This is a genomic window from Blastococcus sp. SYSU D00813, from assembly GCF_054050735.1.
Genome location: NZ_JBJGZX010000058.1, coordinates 1 through 17,238 on the forward strand (window position 1 = coordinate 1; position 17,238 = coordinate 17,238).

Annotated in this window: 16 protein-coding genes; 8 read left to right on the forward strand and 8 right to left on the reverse strand. The window is 75.6% G+C overall.

Features of this window, described 5'->3' with window-relative positions; all coding sequences use genetic code 11:
* Positions 1-330: 330 nt before the first annotated feature.
* Positions 331-1,449, reverse strand: a complete 1,119-nt coding sequence (locus ACI8AX_RS22735) for a hypothetical protein (RefSeq protein WP_456552146.1) — start codon at positions 1,447-1,449, stop codon at positions 331-333.
* 177 nt (positions 1,450-1,626) lie between these two features.
* Here ACI8AX_RS22735 and ACI8AX_RS22740 point away from each other — a divergent pair, with 177 nt between their 5' ends.
* Together ACI8AX_RS22740 and ACI8AX_RS22745 are read left to right on the forward strand one after the other, a co-directional pair.
* Entirely contained in the window at positions 1,627-2,517 is an 891-nt protein-coding gene (locus ACI8AX_RS22740; RefSeq protein ID WP_456552147.1) for an esterase/lipase family protein, read from the forward strand.
* A 358-nt stretch (positions 2,518-2,875) separates the two neighbouring features.
* On the forward strand, positions 2,876-3,757 hold the full coding sequence (locus ACI8AX_RS22745) for a M23 family metallopeptidase (RefSeq protein WP_456552148.1): 882 nt from the start codon (positions 2,876-2,878) through the stop codon (positions 3,755-3,757).
* A 4-nt stretch (positions 3,758-3,761) separates the two neighbouring features.
* On the opposite strand, the gene pcrA is transcribed toward ACI8AX_RS22745, so the two are convergent.
* A complete protein-coding gene (pcrA, locus tag ACI8AX_RS22750; protein WP_456552149.1) occupies positions 3,762-6,071 on the reverse strand; it encodes a DNA helicase PcrA in 2,310 nt (769 codons plus the stop codon).
* Positions 6,072-6,327: 256 nt separating this feature from the next.
* On the opposite strand from pcrA, the gene ACI8AX_RS22755 reads away from it, so the two are divergent.
* Positions 6,328-6,606 carry a chorismate mutase gene (locus ACI8AX_RS22755; protein ID WP_456552150.1) on the forward strand — a complete coding sequence of 93 codons (279 nt, stop codon included), beginning with the start codon at positions 6,328-6,330 and terminating at the stop codon, positions 6,604-6,606.
* 96 nt (positions 6,607-6,702) lie between these two features.
* Positions 6,703-7,437 (forward strand): PIG-L deacetylase family protein, encoded by a 735-nt coding sequence (locus tag ACI8AX_RS22760; protein ID WP_456552151.1) that lies wholly within the window; start codon positions 6,703-6,705, stop codon positions 7,435-7,437.
* A gap of 9 nt (positions 7,438-7,446) precedes the next feature.
* Here ACI8AX_RS22760 and ACI8AX_RS22765 read toward each other — a convergent pair whose 3' ends face one another.
* Both ACI8AX_RS22765 and ACI8AX_RS22770 read right to left on the reverse strand, forming a co-directional pair.
* Positions 7,447-8,112 (reverse strand): response regulator, encoded by a 666-nt coding sequence (locus ACI8AX_RS22765; RefSeq protein WP_456552152.1) that lies wholly within the window; start codon positions 8,110-8,112, stop codon positions 7,447-7,449.
* On the reverse strand, positions 8,109-9,314 hold the full coding sequence (locus ACI8AX_RS22770; RefSeq protein WP_456552153.1) for an ATP-binding protein: 1,206 nt from the start codon (positions 9,312-9,314) through the stop codon (positions 8,109-8,111). The genes ACI8AX_RS22765 and ACI8AX_RS22770 overlap by 4 nt, the downstream gene beginning before the upstream one ends.
* Before the next feature lie 123 nt (positions 9,315-9,437).
* Between ACI8AX_RS22770 and ACI8AX_RS22775 the strand changes: the two genes are divergently transcribed.
* Both ACI8AX_RS22775 and ACI8AX_RS22780 read left to right on the forward strand, forming a co-directional pair.
* Positions 9,438-10,379 (forward strand): PspC domain-containing protein, encoded by a 942-nt coding sequence (locus tag ACI8AX_RS22775; protein ID WP_456552154.1) that lies wholly within the window; start codon positions 9,438-9,440, stop codon positions 10,377-10,379.
* Positions 10,372-10,683 carry a hypothetical protein gene (locus tag ACI8AX_RS22780; protein ID WP_456552155.1) on the forward strand — a complete coding sequence of 104 codons (312 nt, stop codon included), beginning with the start codon at positions 10,372-10,374 and terminating at the stop codon, positions 10,681-10,683. Before ACI8AX_RS22775 ends, ACI8AX_RS22780 begins: the two co-directional genes overlap by 8 nt.
* Positions 10,684-10,798: 115 nt before the next feature.
* On the opposite strand, the gene guaA is transcribed toward ACI8AX_RS22780, so the two are convergent.
* Genes guaA through guaB form a run of 3 tightly spaced genes read right to left on the reverse strand, consistent with a single transcriptional unit; the run spans position 10,799 to position 15,007 of the window.
* Entirely contained in the window at positions 10,799-12,361 is a 1,563-nt protein-coding gene (gene guaA, locus ACI8AX_RS22785; protein WP_456552156.1) for a glutamine-hydrolyzing GMP synthase, read from the reverse strand.
* On the reverse strand, positions 12,361-13,494 hold the full coding sequence (locus ACI8AX_RS22790) for a GuaB3 family IMP dehydrogenase-related protein (protein WP_456552157.1): 1,134 nt from the start codon (positions 13,492-13,494) through the stop codon (positions 12,361-12,363). Before ACI8AX_RS22790 ends, guaA begins: the two co-directional genes overlap by 1 nt.
* 7 nt (positions 13,495-13,501) lie before the next feature.
* Positions 13,502-15,007, reverse strand: a complete 1,506-nt coding sequence (guaB, locus tag ACI8AX_RS22795; RefSeq protein WP_456552158.1) for an IMP dehydrogenase — start codon at positions 15,005-15,007, stop codon at positions 13,502-13,504.
* 122 nt (positions 15,008-15,129) lie between these two features.
* Between guaB and ACI8AX_RS22800 the strand changes: the two genes are divergently transcribed.
* Entirely contained in the window at positions 15,130-15,525 is a 396-nt protein-coding gene (locus tag ACI8AX_RS22800) for a DUF5319 family protein (protein WP_456552159.1), read from the forward strand.
* A 207-nt stretch (positions 15,526-15,732) separates the two neighbouring features.
* Here ACI8AX_RS22800 and ACI8AX_RS22805 read toward each other — a convergent pair whose 3' ends face one another.
* Positions 15,733-16,482: a response regulator transcription factor gene (locus ACI8AX_RS22805; protein ID WP_456552160.1), complete on the reverse strand. Its 750-nt coding sequence runs from the start codon at positions 16,480-16,482 to the stop codon at positions 15,733-15,735.
* A gap of 273 nt (positions 16,483-16,755) precedes the next feature.
* Between ACI8AX_RS22805 and ACI8AX_RS22810 the strand changes: the two genes are divergently transcribed.
* Positions 16,756-17,055, forward strand: coding sequence for a WhiB family transcriptional regulator (locus tag ACI8AX_RS22810; protein ID WP_456552161.1), 300 nt, complete (start codon positions 16,756-16,758; stop codon positions 17,053-17,055).
* Positions 17,056-17,238: the final 183 nt, after the last annotated feature.

Sequence of the window (17,238 nt, forward strand, 5' to 3'; positions counted from 1 at the left end):
CCCCCCCGCCGCCCCCCCCCCCCCCCCCCCCCCCCCCCCCCCGCCCCCCCCCCCCCCCCCCCCCCCCCCCCCCCCCCCCCCCCCCCCCCACGTCGGCGAGGAGGGCGCCGGTGCCGCCGGCCAGGCCGAGCGCGTCGGCGTCCTCCTGCACCAGGGTCGCCGCCAGCTGTCCCGGGGAGCCGCCGCTCCCGGTGTGCACCACCTCGGCGCCGGCGTCGCGCAGCGCGCGGGCCAGCGCGATCGCCTCCCGGGCACCGTCGTCGGCGCCGGGACCGGCGACCACCACCCGCAGCCGTTCCGCCTCCACGGCGGGCAGCGTAGGAGCCGCGGTCAGCGGGGGGCCGGCGGCCGCCGGCGCAGCCGCCAGGCGAGCAGGGTCAGGCCCGCGTAGGCGACGCCGAGCAGCAGCAGCCCGACGCCGGGGAGCGTCCACTCCAGCTCCGGGGCCCCCGCGTCGCGGACGCCGGCCAGGCCGGCGGCGAGGACGGTCGCGGTGATCGCGAGCAGGCCGCCGACGGCCGCCAGCCGGGGCCGCAGGGAGGGCGCCAGCACCGAGCAGAGCAGGACGGCGCCGGCCAGCAGCAGGCCGCCGAGCAGCGCCCAGCCGGGACGCCCGTAGAGGGCCTGGGGCCCCTGCTGCTCGACCACGACCTCCTCGAGCGTGCGGGGGTTGGTGACCAGGAGCTCGGGCAGGCCGACCGCGGGCACGGCCAGGCACAGGACGGTGGCGCCGCCCAGCAGCGCGGCGAGGCCGGCCAGGCCCGGGCGGGCGGGGTCGAGGGAGCCGTCGTCCTCCATGACGGTGCGCCCCCAGACCGCGACGGCGCCTGCTCCGGCCAGGACGAGGCAGGCGAGCGCCGCGACGCCGAGCCACCAGCCGGCGCCCCGGTCGACCGACGTGGTGAGGACCCACTCCCCCGCGAGGACCTCGCGGCCGGCGCGCGCGGTCGACTCGCTGCCGTTGTGGACCTCGATGAGGAGGGCACCCAGCGCCAGGGCGCCGGAGACGCCGGCGTACGCGAGGCCGAACTTGGGCAGCCGCCCGGCGGCCAGCAGGGCGCCGACGGCCAGCGAGACGAGCGGGACGACGAGCCCGGCCGGTACCCCCGCGCCACCGGCGGCCAGCGAGGTCGCCTCCCCGGCGACGACGAGGTGGGTCGGGAAGAGCGAGGCGGCGCCGAGGAGGCCGGCCAGGAGCAGCAGCCCGCCGGCGACGCGCGCCAGGGCCGGGGTGTCGCCCACCACCAGGGAGTGGGAGCCGGCCGACACGAGCTCGCCGCGGCGGCCGGGCTCTCCCGGGCGGGACCGGCCGGCGGTCCCGGTCCCCGGCCGGCCGCGGCCGGACCCGCCGGACGCGGGGCCGGTCCGGCCGGGCGCGGTCCGGGTGCCGCCCGAGCGCCGGGCGGTGGCGGCTCGGGCGTCGCGGGCCGGGCGTTCGCGGGCGGACACGGTGCCCCCTTCGTCGGATGGTCACGAACCGGCCTCGAAGCGGCCGGTCGCGGTGTCGCATGTGTGACGTGCGACACGCGGCGGTATTACCGTCCGGTGAACGGAGCACATCCCGTGCTCGACACCGACGGAGCAGGTACCCGGTCCCGGAGCGGACCGACACGGGGAGGAGTGCCGATGCGACCGCTCGCCGACCCGGGGTCGGACCCAGCGTCGCACATCGGGACGCCCGCCCCCGGCGCGCCACGAGGGGTGCTGCGCGCCCTCGCGCGCCCCGCCACGCTGACCGGCGGCATCACCGAGCTCGCGCTGGTCGGCGCACACGTGCTGATGTACCCGCTCGGCGCCCGCACCGAGGTCCTGCGTCCCGATGCGAGCCGCCGGCCGGCCGCCGCCCCGCCCAGCGCCCGCGCGCTGTTCGCCGCCGACCCGCTCGCCGCCCGCGTACCGGTGCTCCTGGTGCACGGGCTGGTGGACAACCGGTCGATCTTCACCGCGATGCGCCGGGGCCTGCGCCGCCGGGGCTTCGCCTCCGTCTGCACCTGGAACTACAGCCCCCTGCTCGGTGACGCCGCGGCCGGCGCGGCCGACCTCGGCGAGGAGATCGAGCGCATCTGCGCCCAGACCGGTCACGACCGCGTCCACGTGGTCGGTCACAGCCTGGGGGGGCTGATCGCCCGCTACCACCTGCAGCGGCAGGACGGCGCCCGCCGGATCCAGAGCCTGGTGACCCTCGGCACCCCGCACGCGGGCTCGGTGCTGGCCCACCTCCTGCCCACCCCGCTGGTGAAGCAGCTGCGCCCGGGCTCCCCGCTGCTGCAGGAGCTCGCCGAGCCGGCGCCGGGGTTCGCCACCCCCGTGACGGCCGTCTACAGCGACCTCGACCAGCTCGTGCTGCCGACCAGCGCGGCACGGTGCGACCACCCCGACCTCGGCGCGCGCAACGTGCTGGTGCGCGGCGTGGGGCACATGTCGCTGCCCTTCTCGCGCACGGTGGTCGACGAGGTCGCCGCCACGCTGGCCGGCCTGCGCGGTCCGTCGTCGCTGGCCGCGACCGCCGCCGCCTGACCTCGCCCGTCACATCCGTCCCACCGGCCGGGAGCCGGCCTTGCGCCCGCTCCGCGTTCGAACGTATGGTCGATCTGCGACGGTGAACTGCTGGTCAGCGCGCCGTCTCCCGCCGGCCGGCGCCCGTCGGCCCGCTCCGGGTCCGGGTCGGCCACGGTGTGGTCGGTGGCAGGTGTCCGTCGACACGGCGACACGCAGGGTCGGTTGACCGCTGCGGGACTGACCCACAGTTACGGTCCGATCACGGCGCCGGGAGGACTCCCGGCGGGCGTCTCAGGACCGGACGCCTCCGCCGCCGTCGCTCGCCCGACGGGTGCCCCCGGGCACCCCGACGGGTGGGCCCCACGGGAGGTGCAACGTGTCTCGCTCAGCCGGTCCCACGCTCCTGGAGCGTTCGGAGGACGCGGGCGAGCTCACCGGCCCCGCCTCGCTCCCCGGCCGCTTCGGCCGCAAGCGCGGCGCTGCCCCGGCGGGCGACCCCGCCGACGCGGCGGCGACCGACGTCGCGGCCGAGGACACCCCCGACGAGCCCGCGGCGGCCCCCGCGGCCGGCGAGGAGGACACCGGGACGACCCGGCCGCGGCTGCGGCTCCCCCGCCCTCCGGGCCGCCGCGGCCCGCTGTGGCTCGCCGCGCTGGTCGCCGGCGCGCTCGCCGCCGCCACCCCCGGGCTGCTCGGGGAGGCCCCCGCCGCTCCGGTCAGCGCCAGCGCGGCCGACTACGGCCTCGGCGACGACATGGGCCTCACCGGGGAGATGGAGGACGTCGGCGTCCGCCAGGGCATCAGCGAGGCCGAGGCCCAGGCCCGCCTGGGCGAGCTCGCCGCCTCCCGCGCCGCCCGCACGCCCACCACGGCCGACCCGGTGCCCGGCGCCCGCATGACGACGTGCTTCTGCATGCGCTGGGGCTCCATGCACTACGGCGTGGACCTCGCCGCCCCGCTCGGCACCCCGATCTACGCGACGACCGACGGCGTGGTCCTCCGCGCCGGCCGCGCCTCCGGCTACGGCAACGCCGTCTACATCCAGGACGCCGACGGCGACGTGCACGTCTACGGCCACATGCGCTACTACGACGTCTCGGCCGGCGACATCGTGCACGCCGGCGACGAGATCGCCCAGGTCGGCAGCGAGGGCCAGTCCACCGGCCCCCACCTGCACTACGAGATCCACCGCGGCGGCATGGACGGCCGGCGCATCGACCCCGAGGAGTACCTGGCCGAGCGCGGCGTCGCGATCTAGCCGGTCAGAGCTTGACGAGCGGGGCGTAGCGCAGGACCAGGCGCTTGGTGCCGCCGCTGCCGAAGTCGACCGTGGCCTGGGCCTTGTCGCCGACGCCGTTCACCTCGACGACCGTGCCGAGGCCGAACGCGTCGTGGCTCACCCGGTCGCCCACCTCCACGGAGACGACCGCCCGGTTGCCGGCGCCGCCGCGCAGGCCGCCGGTCGACAGGCCGGTCGCCGCCACCCGCGTCTGCGCCGAGGAGTAGCCGCGGCTGTAGCCGGTGCTCGGCGCGGGGGTCGGGGTGAGGTTGGCCCAGTGCACCGTGTCGGCGGGCAGCTCGTCGAGGAAGCGGGACGGCGGGTTGTAGGCCGGCTGCCCCCAGCTGGTGCGCACCGTCGCGCGGGAGAGGAACAGCCGCTGCTGGGCCCGCGTGATGCCCACGTAGGCCAGTCGCCGCTCCTCCTCCAGCTCCTTGGGGTCGCCGAGCGCCCGCAGGTGCGGGAAGACGCCGTCCTCCAGGCCGGTCAGGAACACGACGGGGAACTCGAGGCCCTTGGCGGTGTGCAGCGTCATGAGGGTGACGACGCCGGCCTCGTCACCGGCGACCGGGATCTGGTCGGCGTCGGCCACGAGCGAGACCTGCTCGAGGAAGTCGGTGACCGTGCCCTCCGGGTGGGCGGCCTCGAACTCGGCGGCCACCGAGATGAGCTCGTTGAGGTTGTCGACGCGCCCCTCGTCCTGCGGGTCGGTGCTGGCCGAGAGCTCGGTCAGGTAGCCGGTGCGGTCGAGGATGCTCTCCAGCAGGGCCGCCGGCCCGGAGCCCGTCGCCACCAGCTGCTCGAACTCCTCGAGCAGCGCCACGAACTCCTGGATCGCCTTGAGCGACCGGGGCGCCAGCGAGGGCACCTCCGAGCACAGCCGCAGCGCCGAGGCGAACGGGATGCGCTCGCGGTCGGCGTACTGCTCGATGCACGCCTCCGCGCGCTCGCCGATGCCGCGCTTGGGGGTGTTGATGACCCGGCGCAGGCTCACCACGTCGGCCGGGTTGGCGACGACCTTCAGGTAGGCCAGCGCGTCGCGGACCTCCTTGCGCTCGTAGAAGCGCACCCCGCCGACGACCTTGTAGGGCATGCCGACGCGGATGAACACCTCCTCGAACACCCGGGAGGCGTTGTTGGTCCGGTAGAAGACGGCGATCTCCTTGGGCGCCGCCTCACCCTCGTCGACCAGTGCGTCGATCTGCTCGGCCACCCACGCGGCCTCGTCGTGCTCGTTCTCGGCGACGTAGCCCTCGATGAGCTCGCCGTCGCCCGCGTCGGTCCACAGGTTCTTCGGCCGGCGGGAGCTGTTCTTGGCGATGACCGTGTTGGCCGCCCGCAGGATGCGCTGCGTGGAGCGGTAGTTCTGCTCCAGCATGATCGTCGTCGCCTGCGGGTAATCGCGCTCGAACTCGTCGATGTTGCGGATCGTCGCGCCGCGGAAGGCGTAGATCGACTGGTCGGCGTCGCCGACGACGCACAGCTCGGCCGGCGGCACCGGGCCCCCCTCCGGCCCGACCAGCTCGCGCACCAGCACGTACTGGGCGTGGTTGGTGTCCTGGTACTCGTCGACCAGCACGTGCCGGAAGCGGCGGCGGTAGTGCTCCGCGACGTCCGGGAAGGCCTGGAGCAGGTGCACCGTGGTCATGATCAGGTCGTCGAAGTCGAGCGCGTGCGCCTGGCGCAGCCGCTGCTGGTAGAGCGTGTACGCCTCGGCCAGCACCTTCTCCGGCGCCGTCTGCGGCGTGAACGCCTCCTCGTCGACCAGCTCGTTCTTCAGGTTCGACACCTGCGCGGCGAGGCTGCGGCCCGGGTAGCGCTTCGCGTCGAGGTCCAGGTCGCGGGCGACCATCGACATGAGGCGCACCGAGTCGCCCTGGTCGTAGATCGTGAACGACGACTTCAGGCCCAGCTTGGCGGCCTCGGCACGCAGGATGCGCACGCACATCGAGTGGAAGGTCGACACCCACATCGCGCGGGCGCGCGGCCCGACCAGCGCGGCCACCCGCTCCTTCATCTCGCCGGCGGCCTTGTTGGTGAAGGTGATCGCCAGGATCTCCCCCGGCTGGGCGCCGCGGGCGCCGAGCAGGTAGGCGATGCGGTGCGTGAGGACCCGGGTCTTGCCCGACCCGGCGCCGGCGACGATGAGCAGCGGGCTGCCCTCGTGGACCACCGCGTCGCGCTGCGGGCCGTTCAGCCCGGCGAGCATGCGGTCCAGCTCCCGGCCCGTCTGGCCGCGCGTGTGCCGCTGGAGGGTGGCGGTACCGGGGAGGGCCTGCTGGACGCTGCTCATAGCGACACCACTGTAGTTCGGAGGGGTGACGGGGACCGACGGGACGAGGACCACCCCCGACCCGCCCCGGCCGGGGCGTGTGGCACACTTCCCGACGTGCTCGCCACGGTCAGCTTTTACTACGGCCACCGGGATCCGGTGTCCGTCACCGCTGGCTGAGCAACCGCCGCAACAGACGCCCCGGGCCCGAGGAGCCCGGGGCGTTTCTCGTTCCCGGGGTCCGACGGCCGACAGCCCGACCCGCAGGAGGACCCCGATGAGCACCACCGCCACCGCTGCCGTCACCGACGACCCGGCCGCCCAGATCGGCGCGCTGCGCGAGCAGATCGACGCCTGCGACGCCCAGATCATCGAGCTGGTGCAGCGCCGCCTGGCCGTCTCCCGCGAGATCGGTGCCCTGCGCGCCGCCTCCGGCGGCACCCGGCTGTCGCTGTCCCGGGAGTCGCAGGTGCTCGCGCGCTTCCGCTCCGCCCTGGGGGACGACGGCGCCGCCCTCGCCCTCATGCTGCTGCGGCAGGGTCGCGGCCGGCTCTGAAGGAGGACCCCGTCCTCCTCACCCCTCGCGAGCTCGGGGCTAGCCTCTGGACGGGGCCGCGGGTCGACGGCGGGCGGCCGACCTAGGCTGCCGCTCGTGACCGCACCGCTCCCCCGCCGTCCCGCCGACCACGTCGAGCGCGCGCTGTGCGTGCTCGCGCACCCCGACGACGTCGACTTCGGCAGCGCCGGGACCGTCGCGACCTGGACGGCCGCGGGCACCGAGGTCACCTACTGCATCGTCACCGACGGCGACGCGGGCGGCTTCGACGAGACCCCGCGGCACCTGATGGGCCCGATGCGGCAGGAGGAGCAGCGGGCCGCGGCCGCCGCCGTCGGTGTGACCGACGTCCGCTTCCTCGGCCACCCCGACGGCCGGCTGGAGCTCACCCTCGACCTGCGCCGGGACATCTCCCGGGTGATCCGGCAGGTCCGGCCGCAGCGGGTGCTCACCAGCTCGCCCGAGCGGTGGTTCGAGCGGATCGGCGCCAGCCACCCCGACCACATGACCGTCGGCGAGTCGACGCTGCGGGCGGTCTACCCCGACGCCCGCAACCCCTTCGCGTTCCCGGAGCTGCTGGCCGACGAGGGGCTCGAGGCGTGGACGGTGTCGGAGGTGTGGCTGGGCGCCAGCCCGCGGGCCGACCACGCCGTCGACGTGACCGACGTCGTCGAGCTGAAGTTCGCCGCGCTCAAGGCGCACGTGAGCCAGGTGGGCCACCGCGACGACGTCGAGGAGTTCGTCACCGGCTGGATGGCGCAGACGGCGCGCCGGTTCGGGCTGCCCGCCGGCTCCCTCGCCGAGGCCTTCCACGTCGTCTTCACCGAGTGAGCCCGACGTCTACAGCAGGCGGTTCGTGGCCGCCCAGCGGGTCAGCTCGTTGCGGTTGGACAGCTGCAGCTTGCGCAGCACGTTCGAGGCGTGGGACTCCACGGTCTTCACCGAGATGAACAGCCGCGAGCCGATCTCCCGGTAGGTGTAGCCCCGGGCCAGCAGCTGCATGACCTCGCGCTCGCGGGCCGAGAGCAGGTCCAGGCCGGGGTCGGTGGCCGGGTCCTCCGTGGGCGACGGCGCGGCGGTCGTCGCGGCGAAGGCGTCGAGCACGAACCCCGCCAGGCGCGGGCTGAACACGACGTCGCCGTCGGCCACCCGCTGCACCGCCGCCCGCAGGTCCGGCCCGGAGATCGTCTTGGTGACGTAGCCGCGGGCCCCGGCCCGGATGACGGCGATGACGTCCTCGGCGGCGTCGGACACCGACAGCGCCAGGTACCGGACGGCGGGCAGCTCGCCGCGCAGCGCCTCCAGCACCGCCCGGCCGCCGCCCCCGGGCAGGTGCACGTCGAGCAGGACGACGTCGGGCACGGTGGCCCGGATGCCGGCGATCGCGGAGTCGGCGTCGGCCGCCTCGCCGACCACCGCGACCGAGTCCGCGAGCTCGGCCCGCACCCCCGTCCGCACCATGGCGTGGTCGTCGACGAGGAACACGCGCGGCACCGCCTCGGTCATCCGTCCTCCCTCGGGAGCAGCAGCTCCACCTCGGTCCCCTCGCCCGGCGCGGAGCGCACGGTCGCCGTCCCCCCGGCGCGGGTCAGCCGGCCCGCCACCGAGTCGCGCAGCCCCCGCCGGTCGGCCGGGACGGTGGCGGGGTCGAACCCCTTCCCCCGGTCGCGCACGTACACCGACACCTGCCGCGCGGTGACCTCGGTGTAGAGGTCGGCCGACGGGGCGCCGGAGTGCTTGGCGGCGTTGACCAGCGCCTCCCGGGTGGCCGCGCCGAGGGCGGCCAGGTCGTCGTCGACCTCGGCGTCGCCGACCACCACCGGGTCCACGGTGAGCGCGTGGTCGGCCTCGACCTCGGCGACCATGGCCGAGACCAGCCCGGCCCACGTGCCCTGCGAGGCCTTCTGCGGCTCGTACAGCCAGGTGCGCAGCTCTCGCTCCTGGCTGCGGGCCAGGCGGGCGACGGCCTGCTGGTCGTCGGCGTGCCGCTGGATGAGCGCGAGCGTCTGCAGCACCGAGTCGTGCAGGTGCGCGGCGACCGCGGCGCGCTCCTCGGAGCGGATCCGCGCGGTGCGCTCGGCCTCCCGGGAGGTCAGCAGCCGCCGCCAGATCGGCGCGGTCGCCAGCACGATCCCGACGAGGATCACCAGCGTCGCGGCGAACCCGTTGCGCGCGTTGGCCAGCTGCCCGGTGGTGGCCAGCAGCAGCACGACCCCGATGACGCCGAGCGCCACCCCGCCGGCGAGCACCCACGGGACGCCGGGCCGCTTGAGCGTGCGGTCGGTGTCGAGCTGCCGCCAGATCGTGGCCAGCCCGACGCCCACCAGCAGCAGCGGGACGGTGACGTCGCCGTCGCCCCAGCTGGCGAGGTTCGTCACCAGCACCAGCGCGCCGATGCCGAGCAGGACCAGGCCGATGGTCTGCCGGCGGCTGGGCTGCGGCGCGACGGGCGCGGCGGGCGCCTCGTCGGTGTCGGACAGCGGCATGAACAGCCAGAGCAGCCCGTAGGCGACGACGCCGATGCCGGTGACCGCGAGCGCCACCATGGCCACGCGCACCACGAGGGGGTCGGCGCGCAGGTGGGCGGCGGTCCCGGCGGAGACGCCGGCCAGCATCCGCCCCGTGCGCGGGCGCACCAGCGGCGGCCGCGGGGCGGGGGCCGGCGCCGCCGTCCCCACCGCGGCCGTGGTCGCGCCCTCGATCGTCACGCCCTCGATCGTCGCACCGCACGGCGGCCCGGGGCACCGGTGATCCCCCCGGCGGGCGGGACCAGGGTCGGATGGGGGCCTTCCCTGATGACCGGGCCGCACCGCGGCGCGCAGGCTCCTGCCATGACCGCAGCTCCGCCTCCCGCGCCCCCCACGGTGGACCCGCCCGGCTCGCAGTGGCCGCCTCCACCGCCTCCCCCGCCCGGTCCGCCCGCACGGACCGCGCTGCGCCGCAGCCGCACCGACAAGATGGTCCACGGCGTCGCCGGCGGCCTCGCCGAGTACAGCGGCATCGACGCGCTGCTGTGGCGCGTCGGCTTCGTCGCCCTGACCCTCGCCGGCGGCACCGGCATCGTCGTCTACCTGCTGCTGTGCGTCGTCATGCCGGCCGGGCCCCGTCCGACCGGGGACGCCGCCGTCCCCGCCGCACCGCACGCACCGGCCGAGCCGCGCTCCCCGGTCGCCCGCCTCACCCTCGCCGGCGCGCTCATCGCCGTCGGGGTGCTCGTGCTCGTCACACGGCTGACCGACTGGGAGCCGGGGCCCCGTCCGTTCCTCGGCGTCGCGCTGCTGGCCGTCGGGCTGGGCCTGGTCGCCGCGGCCTTCGTCCCCGGCCGCACCGCGCGCGGCGGGCTCATCGCGCTGGGCGTCGTCCTCTCCCTCGCCCTGGCGCTGGCCTCGTCCGTGCCGTGGCCGGACGGCGCCGGGGTCGGCGACCGCGACTACCGGCCGGCCGGCCTCGCCGAGGTGCGCGACCGCTACGAGCTCGGGGCCGGCGACATGACCGTGGACCTCAGCCGGATCGACGTCTCCGAGATCGACGAGCCGCTGCGCATCGAGATCGACCACGGCGTCGGCGACCTCGACGTCGTCCTGCCGCGCGACGCCGACGTCCAACTGGAGATCGACACCGGGGTCGGCTCGACCCAGGTGCTGGACGGCGGCTCCTCCGACGGCGGCTACTCCCCCGGCACCGGCTCCGGGTCGTGGGTCGACGACGGGGAGCCCGAACTGGTCCTGACCGTCGACCACGGCGTCGGCGACACGGAGGTGACCCGTGGCTGACTACAGCGAGTTCCCGACCACCCCCACCGCCTGGCAGGAGCAGGCGCTGCGCGAGCTGACGGCGCCCGACGTGCCCGTGCTCGCCGGTGCCACCGCGGTCCCGCCACCGCCGCGCCGCCGCCGGCCGGACCTCACCGCGCTCGTCCCGGGGCTGCTCTTCGTCTTCCTGGCCCTGGTCGGCCTCACCCCGGCCGACCTCCCGCTCGGGGTCTTCGAGGACGGCGGCGTCCTGTGGGTCGTGCTGATCGGCGCGGGGGTCGCCCTGCTGGTGAGCGAGGTGCGCCGGGCACGACGGCGGCGCTGAGGAGCCGGGTCCGGGGGCGGACCCGGTCGAGGGCCCGGGGAGCGACCGCTCCCGGGGCCCTCCGTCGTGCCGGCGGAGTCGCTCGAGCGCGCCCACCGCGCTCGAGCGACTCCGCTCACTCCCACTCGATGGTGCCCGGGGGCTTGCTCGTCACGTCGAGGACGACCCGGTTGACCTCGGCGACCTCGTTGGTGATCCGGGTCGAGATCCGCGCCAGCAGGTCGTAGGGCAGCCGGGTCCAGTCCGCCGTCATGGCGTCCTCGCTGGACACCGGGCGCAGCACGACCGGGTGCCCGTAGGTGCGCCCGTCGCCCTGGACGCCCACCGAGCGGACGTCGGCGAGCAGCACCACGGGGCACTGCCAGATCTCGGTGTCCAGGTGCGCCGCGGACAGCTCGGCCCGCACGATCGCGTCGGCCCGGCGCAGCACGTCGAGCCGGTCGCGGGTGACCTCGCCGACGATGCGGATGCCCAGCCCGGGCCCCGGGAACGGCTGCCGCTGCACGAGGGTGTCCGGCAGGCCGAGCTGCCGGCCCACCTCGCGCACCTCGTCCTTGAACAGCGTGCGCAGCGGCTCCACGAGCGTGAAGGTCAGGTCGTCGGGGAGGCCGCCGACGTTGTGGTGGCTCTTGATGTTCGCCGTCCCGGTGCCGCCGCCGGACTCGACGACGTCAGGGTAGAGCGTGCCCTGCACGAGGAAGTCGACGGTCTCGCCGTGGGCCTGCGCGTCGGCGACGACGTCGGTGGCGGCCTGCTCGAAGACCCGGATGAACTCCCGGCCGATGATCTTGCGCTTCTCCTCCGGGTCGCTGACGCCGGCCAGCGCGGAGAGGAAGCGGTCGCTCGCGTCGACCACCCGCAGGTCGGCGCCGGTGACGGCGACGAAGTCGCGCTCGATCTGCTCGGTCTCGCCCTCCCGCATGAGCCCGTGGTCGACGTAGACGCAGGTGAGCTTGTCCCCGATCGCGCGCTGCACGAGCGCCGCCGCGACCGCGGAGTCGACGCCGCCGGAGAGGCCGCAGATCGCCCGCCGGTCCCCGATCCGCTCGCGGATGGCGGCGACCTGCTCCTCGACGACGTTGGCCATCGTCCAGCTGGGCTCGAGACCGGCGATGTCGAACAGGAAGTGCTCGAGCACCGTCTGCCCGTGCGCGGTGTGCCGCACCTCGGGGTGGAACTGGACGCCGGCCAGGCGGCGGTCGACGTCCTCGAAGGCGGCGACCGGCGCCCCGGTGGAGGTGGCGGTCACGGTGAACCCGGGCGGGGCCTCGCTGACGGCGTCCCCGTGGCTCATCCACACCGGCTGGACGGTGGGCAGGTCGCCGAACAGGCGGCCGCCGGTGGTGACCGTCAGCGGGGTGCCGCCGTACTCGCGGTCGCCGGTGCGGGCCACGGTCCCGCCCAACGAGGCGGCCATCGCCTGGAAGCCGTAGCAGATGCCGAACGCCGGCACCCCGGACTCGAACAGCGTCGGGTCGACCTGCGGGGCGCCCTCGGCGTACACGCTGGAGGGGCCGCCGGAGAGCACGATCGCCGCCGGCTTGCGGGCCACGATCTCCTCGGCCGGCACCGACGACGGCACGATCTCGGAGTAGACGCCGGCCTCGCGGATCCGCCGCGCGATCAGCTGCGCGTACTGCGCCCCGAAGTCGACGACGAGGACGGTCGGGAAGTCCATCAGTCGCCGCCGCCCACGACCAGCTCCACCCGCTGGAACTCCTTGAGGTCCCGGTAGCCGGTCTTGGCCATCGTGCGGCGCAGCGCGCCGAAGAGGTTGGTGCGGCCGTCGGCGGCGTGCGCCTCGCCGAGCAGCACGTCGGCCAGGGAGCCGGCGGGCTCGATCGGGGCGGAGGTGCCGCCGCGCGGCAACCGCGGGTGCGCGGCCACCGAGTCCCACCAGATCCCGCCGCCGGGCGCCTCCGCGGCCGAGCGCAGCGGCTCGCCGAGCTGGACGGCGTCGGCGCCGCAGGCCAGCGCGCGGGCGATCGCGCCGCTGGTCTCGATCCGGCCGTTGGCGATGACGTGCACGTACCGGCCGCCGGTCTCGTCGAGGTAGTCGCGGCGGGCGGCCGCGGCGTCGGCGATCGCGCTGGCCAGCGGCACGCGGATGCCCATGACGGCGTCCCCGGTGGAGTAGCTGTCGGCGCCGACGCCGACGATCACGCCGGCCGCGCCGGTGCGCATCAGGTGCAGCGCCGTCTGGTAGTTGGCCGCGCCGCCCACGATGACCGGGACGTCGAGGTCGGCGATGAAGTCCTTGAGGTTGAGCGCCTCGCCGGAGGTGGTCACGTGCTCGGCCGAGACGATCGTGCCCTGGATGACCAGCAGGTCCACACCGGCCGCCAGCGCCGCCGGCGCGAGCTGCAGGGTGTGCTGCGGGGAGACCCGCACCGCGGTGGTGACCCCGGCGGCGCTCATCTCCTTGATCCGGGCGGTGATGAGCTCGGGCTGCACCGGCTCGGCGTAGACCTCCTGCAGCACCGAGACCGGCGGCGCACCGCCGTCGGCCGCGTCGCGGATGCGGGCGTAGGCCGGCGCCGGGTCGTCGTAGCGGGTCCACAGGCCCTCGGCGTTGAGGACCCCGAGGCCGCCGGCCTGGCCGACGGCGACCGCCGTCGCCGGGCTGACGACGGCGTCGGACGGGCTGGTGACCAGCGGGATGTCGAACCGGAAGGCGTCGATCTGCCAGGCGGTGGAGACGTCGTCCATGTCCCGCGTGCGGCGGGAGGGGACGATCGAGACCTCGTCGAGGTCGTACCCCCGGCGGGCGAAGCGGTTGAGGCCGATCTCGACGGTGTCGCGTGCGGGCATCAGCGGGTCACCGGGCCCGGTAGTTAGGTGCTTCGACGGTCATCTGGATGTCGTGCGGGTGGCTCTCGGTCAGGCCCGCGGAGGTGATGCGGGTGAGCTGGCCGCGCTCCTGCAGGTCGGCGATCGTCGCCGCGCCGGCGTAGCCCATCGACGCGCGCAGCCCGCCCACGAGCTGGTGGGCCACGGTGGCCAGAGCGCCGCGGTAGGGCACCTGCCCCTCGATGCCCTCGGGCACGAGCTTGTCGTCGGAGAGGACGTCGTCGGCGAAGTACCGGTCGCGGCTGTAGGACTGGTTGCCCCGCTTCTGCATCGCGCCCAGCGAGCCCATGCCGCGGTAGGTCTTGAACTGCTTGCCGTTCATGAACACGAGCTCGCCCGGGGCCTCCTCGACGCCGGCGAACAGCCCGCCGATCATCACGGTGTCGGCGCCGGCGACCAGCGCCTTGGCGATGTCGCCGGAGTACTGCAGGCCGCCGTCGGCGATGACCGGCACGCCGGCCGGCCGCGCGGCCAGCGAGGCCTCGTAGATGGCGGTGATCTGCGGCACGCCGACGCCGGCGACCACGCGGGTGGTGCAGATCGAGCCGGGCCCGACGCCGACCTTGACGGCGTCCACCCCGGCGTCGACCAGCGCCTGCGCGCCGGCGCGGGTGGCGACGTTGCCGCCGACCACCTGCACGCCGAAGTCGGCCTTCACCCGGGCGACCATCTCCAGGACGGCGCGCTGGTGGCCGTGCGCGGTGTCGACGACGAGCACGTCGACCCCGGCGTCGACGAGCAGGCCCGCCCGCTTGTACGACTCCTCGCCCACGCCGACCGCGGCGGCCACGACCAGCCGGCCGTCGGCGTCCTTGGTGGACAGCGGGTACTGGTCGCGCTTGACGAAGTCCTTGACCGTGATGAGGCCGCGGAGCCGGCCGCCGTCGTCGACGATCGGCAGCTTCTCGATCTTGTGCTTGGACAGCAGCGCCAGGGCCGTGTCGGGGTCCACGCCCACCGGGGCGGTGATCAGCGGCATCTGCGTCATGACGTCGCGGACGAGCCGGTTCTGGTCGGTCTCGAAGCGCATGTCGCGGTTGGTGCAGATGCCGACGAGGACGCCGTCGGCGTCGACGACCGGGGCGCCGGAGATCCGGTACCGGGCGGAGAGGGCGTCGACCTCGGCGAGGGTGTTGTCCGGCGAGACGGTCACCGGGTTGGTGACCATGCCGGCCTCGGAGCGCTTGACCAGGTCGACCTGGCCGGCCTGCTCCTCGGCGGCGAGGTTGCGGTGCAGGACGCCGACGCCGCCGACGCGGGCCATCGCGATCGCCATGCGGGCCTCGGTGACGGTGTCCATCGCGCTCGAGAGCAGCGGGACGGCCAGCCGGATGCCGCGGGTGAGCCGGCTGCTGGTGTCGACCTCCGCCGGGACGACGTCCGAGGCGCCCGGGATGAGCAGGACGTCGTCGTAGGTCAGGCCGAGCGGGGCGAACTTCGCCGGCAGCTCGGGTACGAACTCATCGGGCTGCATGCCAGCCGCCACCCCTCCGGGATCGGTCTGCACCCTGCTGGGCGCGCGGGGAACCGCCCCCGATCGTAGGCGGCGGTCCTCGGGGGGAGGACCGTCGGCTGCCGGGCGGCTACCGTGGACACGTGAGTTTCGACGACGCGACCGGTCCCGACTTCGGGCCCACCGACCCGTCGGGCCCGCCGCCGCTGACGATGGAGGAGCGGGCCGGCGTCCTCGACGACCTCGCGGAACTCGAGGTCTTCCGCACGCTGCTGGAGCCCAGCGGCATCAAGGGCATCGTCGTCGACTGCCCGGACTGCGACGAGGAGCACCACGTCGACTGGGCCCTCATGCAGGCCAACCTGCGCCAGTTGCTGGAGGAGGGCCAGACCGGCCGGCACGAGCCGCCCTACGACCCCGACCCGGACGACTACGTCAGCTGGGACTACGCCAGCGGCTACGCCGACGGGGTCGCCGCCGTCGCCGAGCGCGAGGAGCCGGGCAACGGCCGTGGCGGCCGCCACGCCCGCGAGGACTGAGCGCCGGCGAACGCGAGAGGCCCCGGCGCGTGAGCACCGGGGCCTCTGACGTGTGGGGGACGGGCACGGGTCCCAGCCCCTACGGGTACGGATCCACGGCCGGGAGGCCGTTGTCGCGCCCGAGTGGGCCCCGGAGGGCGGGACGAAGCGGTTCAGCGCAGGCCGGGCACGGCACGTGGCCGCGGTGTCGTCCGGAGGACGACCGCGTCACTGCATCATGCCCCGGCGGAAGCCGGTGGCGACCGCCTCGGCGCGGTCCTTGGCGCCGAGCTTGCGGAACAGCCGCCGGGCGTGGGTCTTGATGGTGTCCTCGGACAGGTAGAGCTCGCGGCCGATCTGGGCGTTGCTCTTGCCCTGGCTCATGCCGGTGAGCACCTGCATCTCACGCATGGAGAGGCTGACCGGGGCCGCCTCGCGGACGACGGCCGCGCGCACCGTGGTCGGCGCGGTGCCGGCCAGCGGGGTCGCGCCGTTCCACGCCGGCGCGGGCGCGTGCGCGCCGACGCTGGCCAGCGGCACGGGGTGCCCGTTGGCCGGCTGCGGCGTCCGCCCGTCGACCCGCAGGCCGACCCGGGACAGGCCCAGGCCCATCTCCAGGGCGGTGGCGTCCCAGCGGAGGTAGCCGCGGGCGCCGACGGCGACGGCGGCGCGGACGGTCTCCGCGTCGTCCGGGGCGCCGAGCACCAGCACCGGGAGCCGCGGGTGGGCCCGCAGCGCCTGGGTGGCGACGGTGAGCCCCGAGTCCATGGCGCGCTGGGTGCCGATCAGCAGCACGTCGGGCTGCCGGGTGGCCAGGCGGGACATGAGCCCCGCGGCGTCACCGACCGCCTCGACCCGGCCGACGAAGGGCAGGGCGACGAGCCGGGAGGCGATGTCCTCGCGGACCCGACGCCGCTCGTCGTAGACCCACACCGTCGTCGTCCCGTTGCCGGGGCCACGCATCCTGTCGTCGATCACGCCTGTGCACTCCGTTCTGCCAGGCCCACCGCATCGGTGTCCGGGCGACTCCCCCGCCGATGTCGGACGGGGCTCCCCCGCCGGTTTCGGCACGACCGGGATCCACCTTGATCGGCTCGGGGACCAGGGGACAGACGCCCTCACCCAGCGGGGTGAGGCGGCAGGCAGGAAAATGCCGCGACCCGAGGTGTTTGACCGGCGTGGGCCTCGGGCACCGGGCCCCTTGCAGCCGGACCGCCCCCTCCGGCTCGCATCGAGCCGAGGAGGACCGACATGGCTGACATCCGCCGACTCCCCACCCCCGTCGCCGAGGTGTGGGACTGGCAGCTGCACGGTTCCTGCCGTGGGGAGAGCACCGCGCTGTTCTTCCACCCCGACGGCGAGCGCGGCCCCGCGCGGGCCCGCCGCCAGGCCGCCGCCAAGGCGGTGTGCGCGAAGTGCCCGGTCATCGACGCGTGCCTGAAGCACGCACTCGCCGTCCGTGAGCCCTACGGGGTGTGGGGCGGCATGAGCGAGGAGGAGCGGGCCCGGCTGATCGCCGCGGAGCCCGCCGCCGTCGCCGCAGGGGTCTGAGCACCCCCTCCCAGACGCCGAGAGGGCCGGTCCAGCAGTCGCTGGACCGGCCCTCTCGTTCGTGCGGGGACGTCCTCCCCCACGGCAGCGGGGGGGGGGGGGGGGGGGGGGGGGGGGGGGGGGGGGGGGGGGGGGGGGGGGGGGGGGGGGGGGGGGGGGGGGGGGGGGGGGGGGGGGGGGGGG

What these genes read in the sequence shown, in the direction of transcription:
- guaB (WP_456552158.1), bottom strand. Translation starts at nt 15,007, where the DNA reads ATGCAGCCCGATGAGTTCGTACCCGAGCTGCCGGCGAAGTTCGCCCCG.
- ACI8AX_RS22810 (WP_456552161.1), top strand. Translation starts at nt 16,756, where the DNA reads ATGGCTGACATCCGCCGACTCCCCACCCCCGTCGCCGAGGTGTGGGAC.
- ACI8AX_RS22790 (WP_456552157.1), bottom strand. Translation starts at nt 13,494, where the DNA reads ATGCCCGCACGCGACACCGTCGAGATCGGCCTCAACCGCTTCGCCCGC.
- guaA (WP_456552156.1), bottom strand. Translation starts at nt 12,361, where the DNA reads ATGGACTTCCCGACCGTCCTCGTCGTCGACTTCGGGGCGCAGTACGCG.
- ACI8AX_RS22775 (WP_456552154.1), top strand. Translation starts at nt 9,438, where the DNA reads ATGACCGCAGCTCCGCCTCCCGCGCCCCCCACGGTGGACCCGCCCGGC.
- ACI8AX_RS22755 (WP_456552150.1), top strand. Translation starts at nt 6,328, where the DNA reads ATGAGCACCACCGCCACCGCTGCCGTCACCGACGACCCGGCCGCCCAG.
- ACI8AX_RS22740 (WP_456552147.1), top strand. Translation starts at nt 1,627, where the DNA reads ATGCGACCGCTCGCCGACCCGGGGTCGGACCCAGCGTCGCACATCGGG.
- ACI8AX_RS22765 (WP_456552152.1), bottom strand. Translation starts at nt 8,112, where the DNA reads ATGACCGAGGCGGTGCCGCGCGTGTTCCTCGTCGACGACCACGCCATG.
- pcrA (WP_456552149.1), bottom strand. Translation starts at nt 6,071, where the DNA reads ATGAGCAGCGTCCAGCAGGCCCTCCCCGGTACCGCCACCCTCCAGCGG.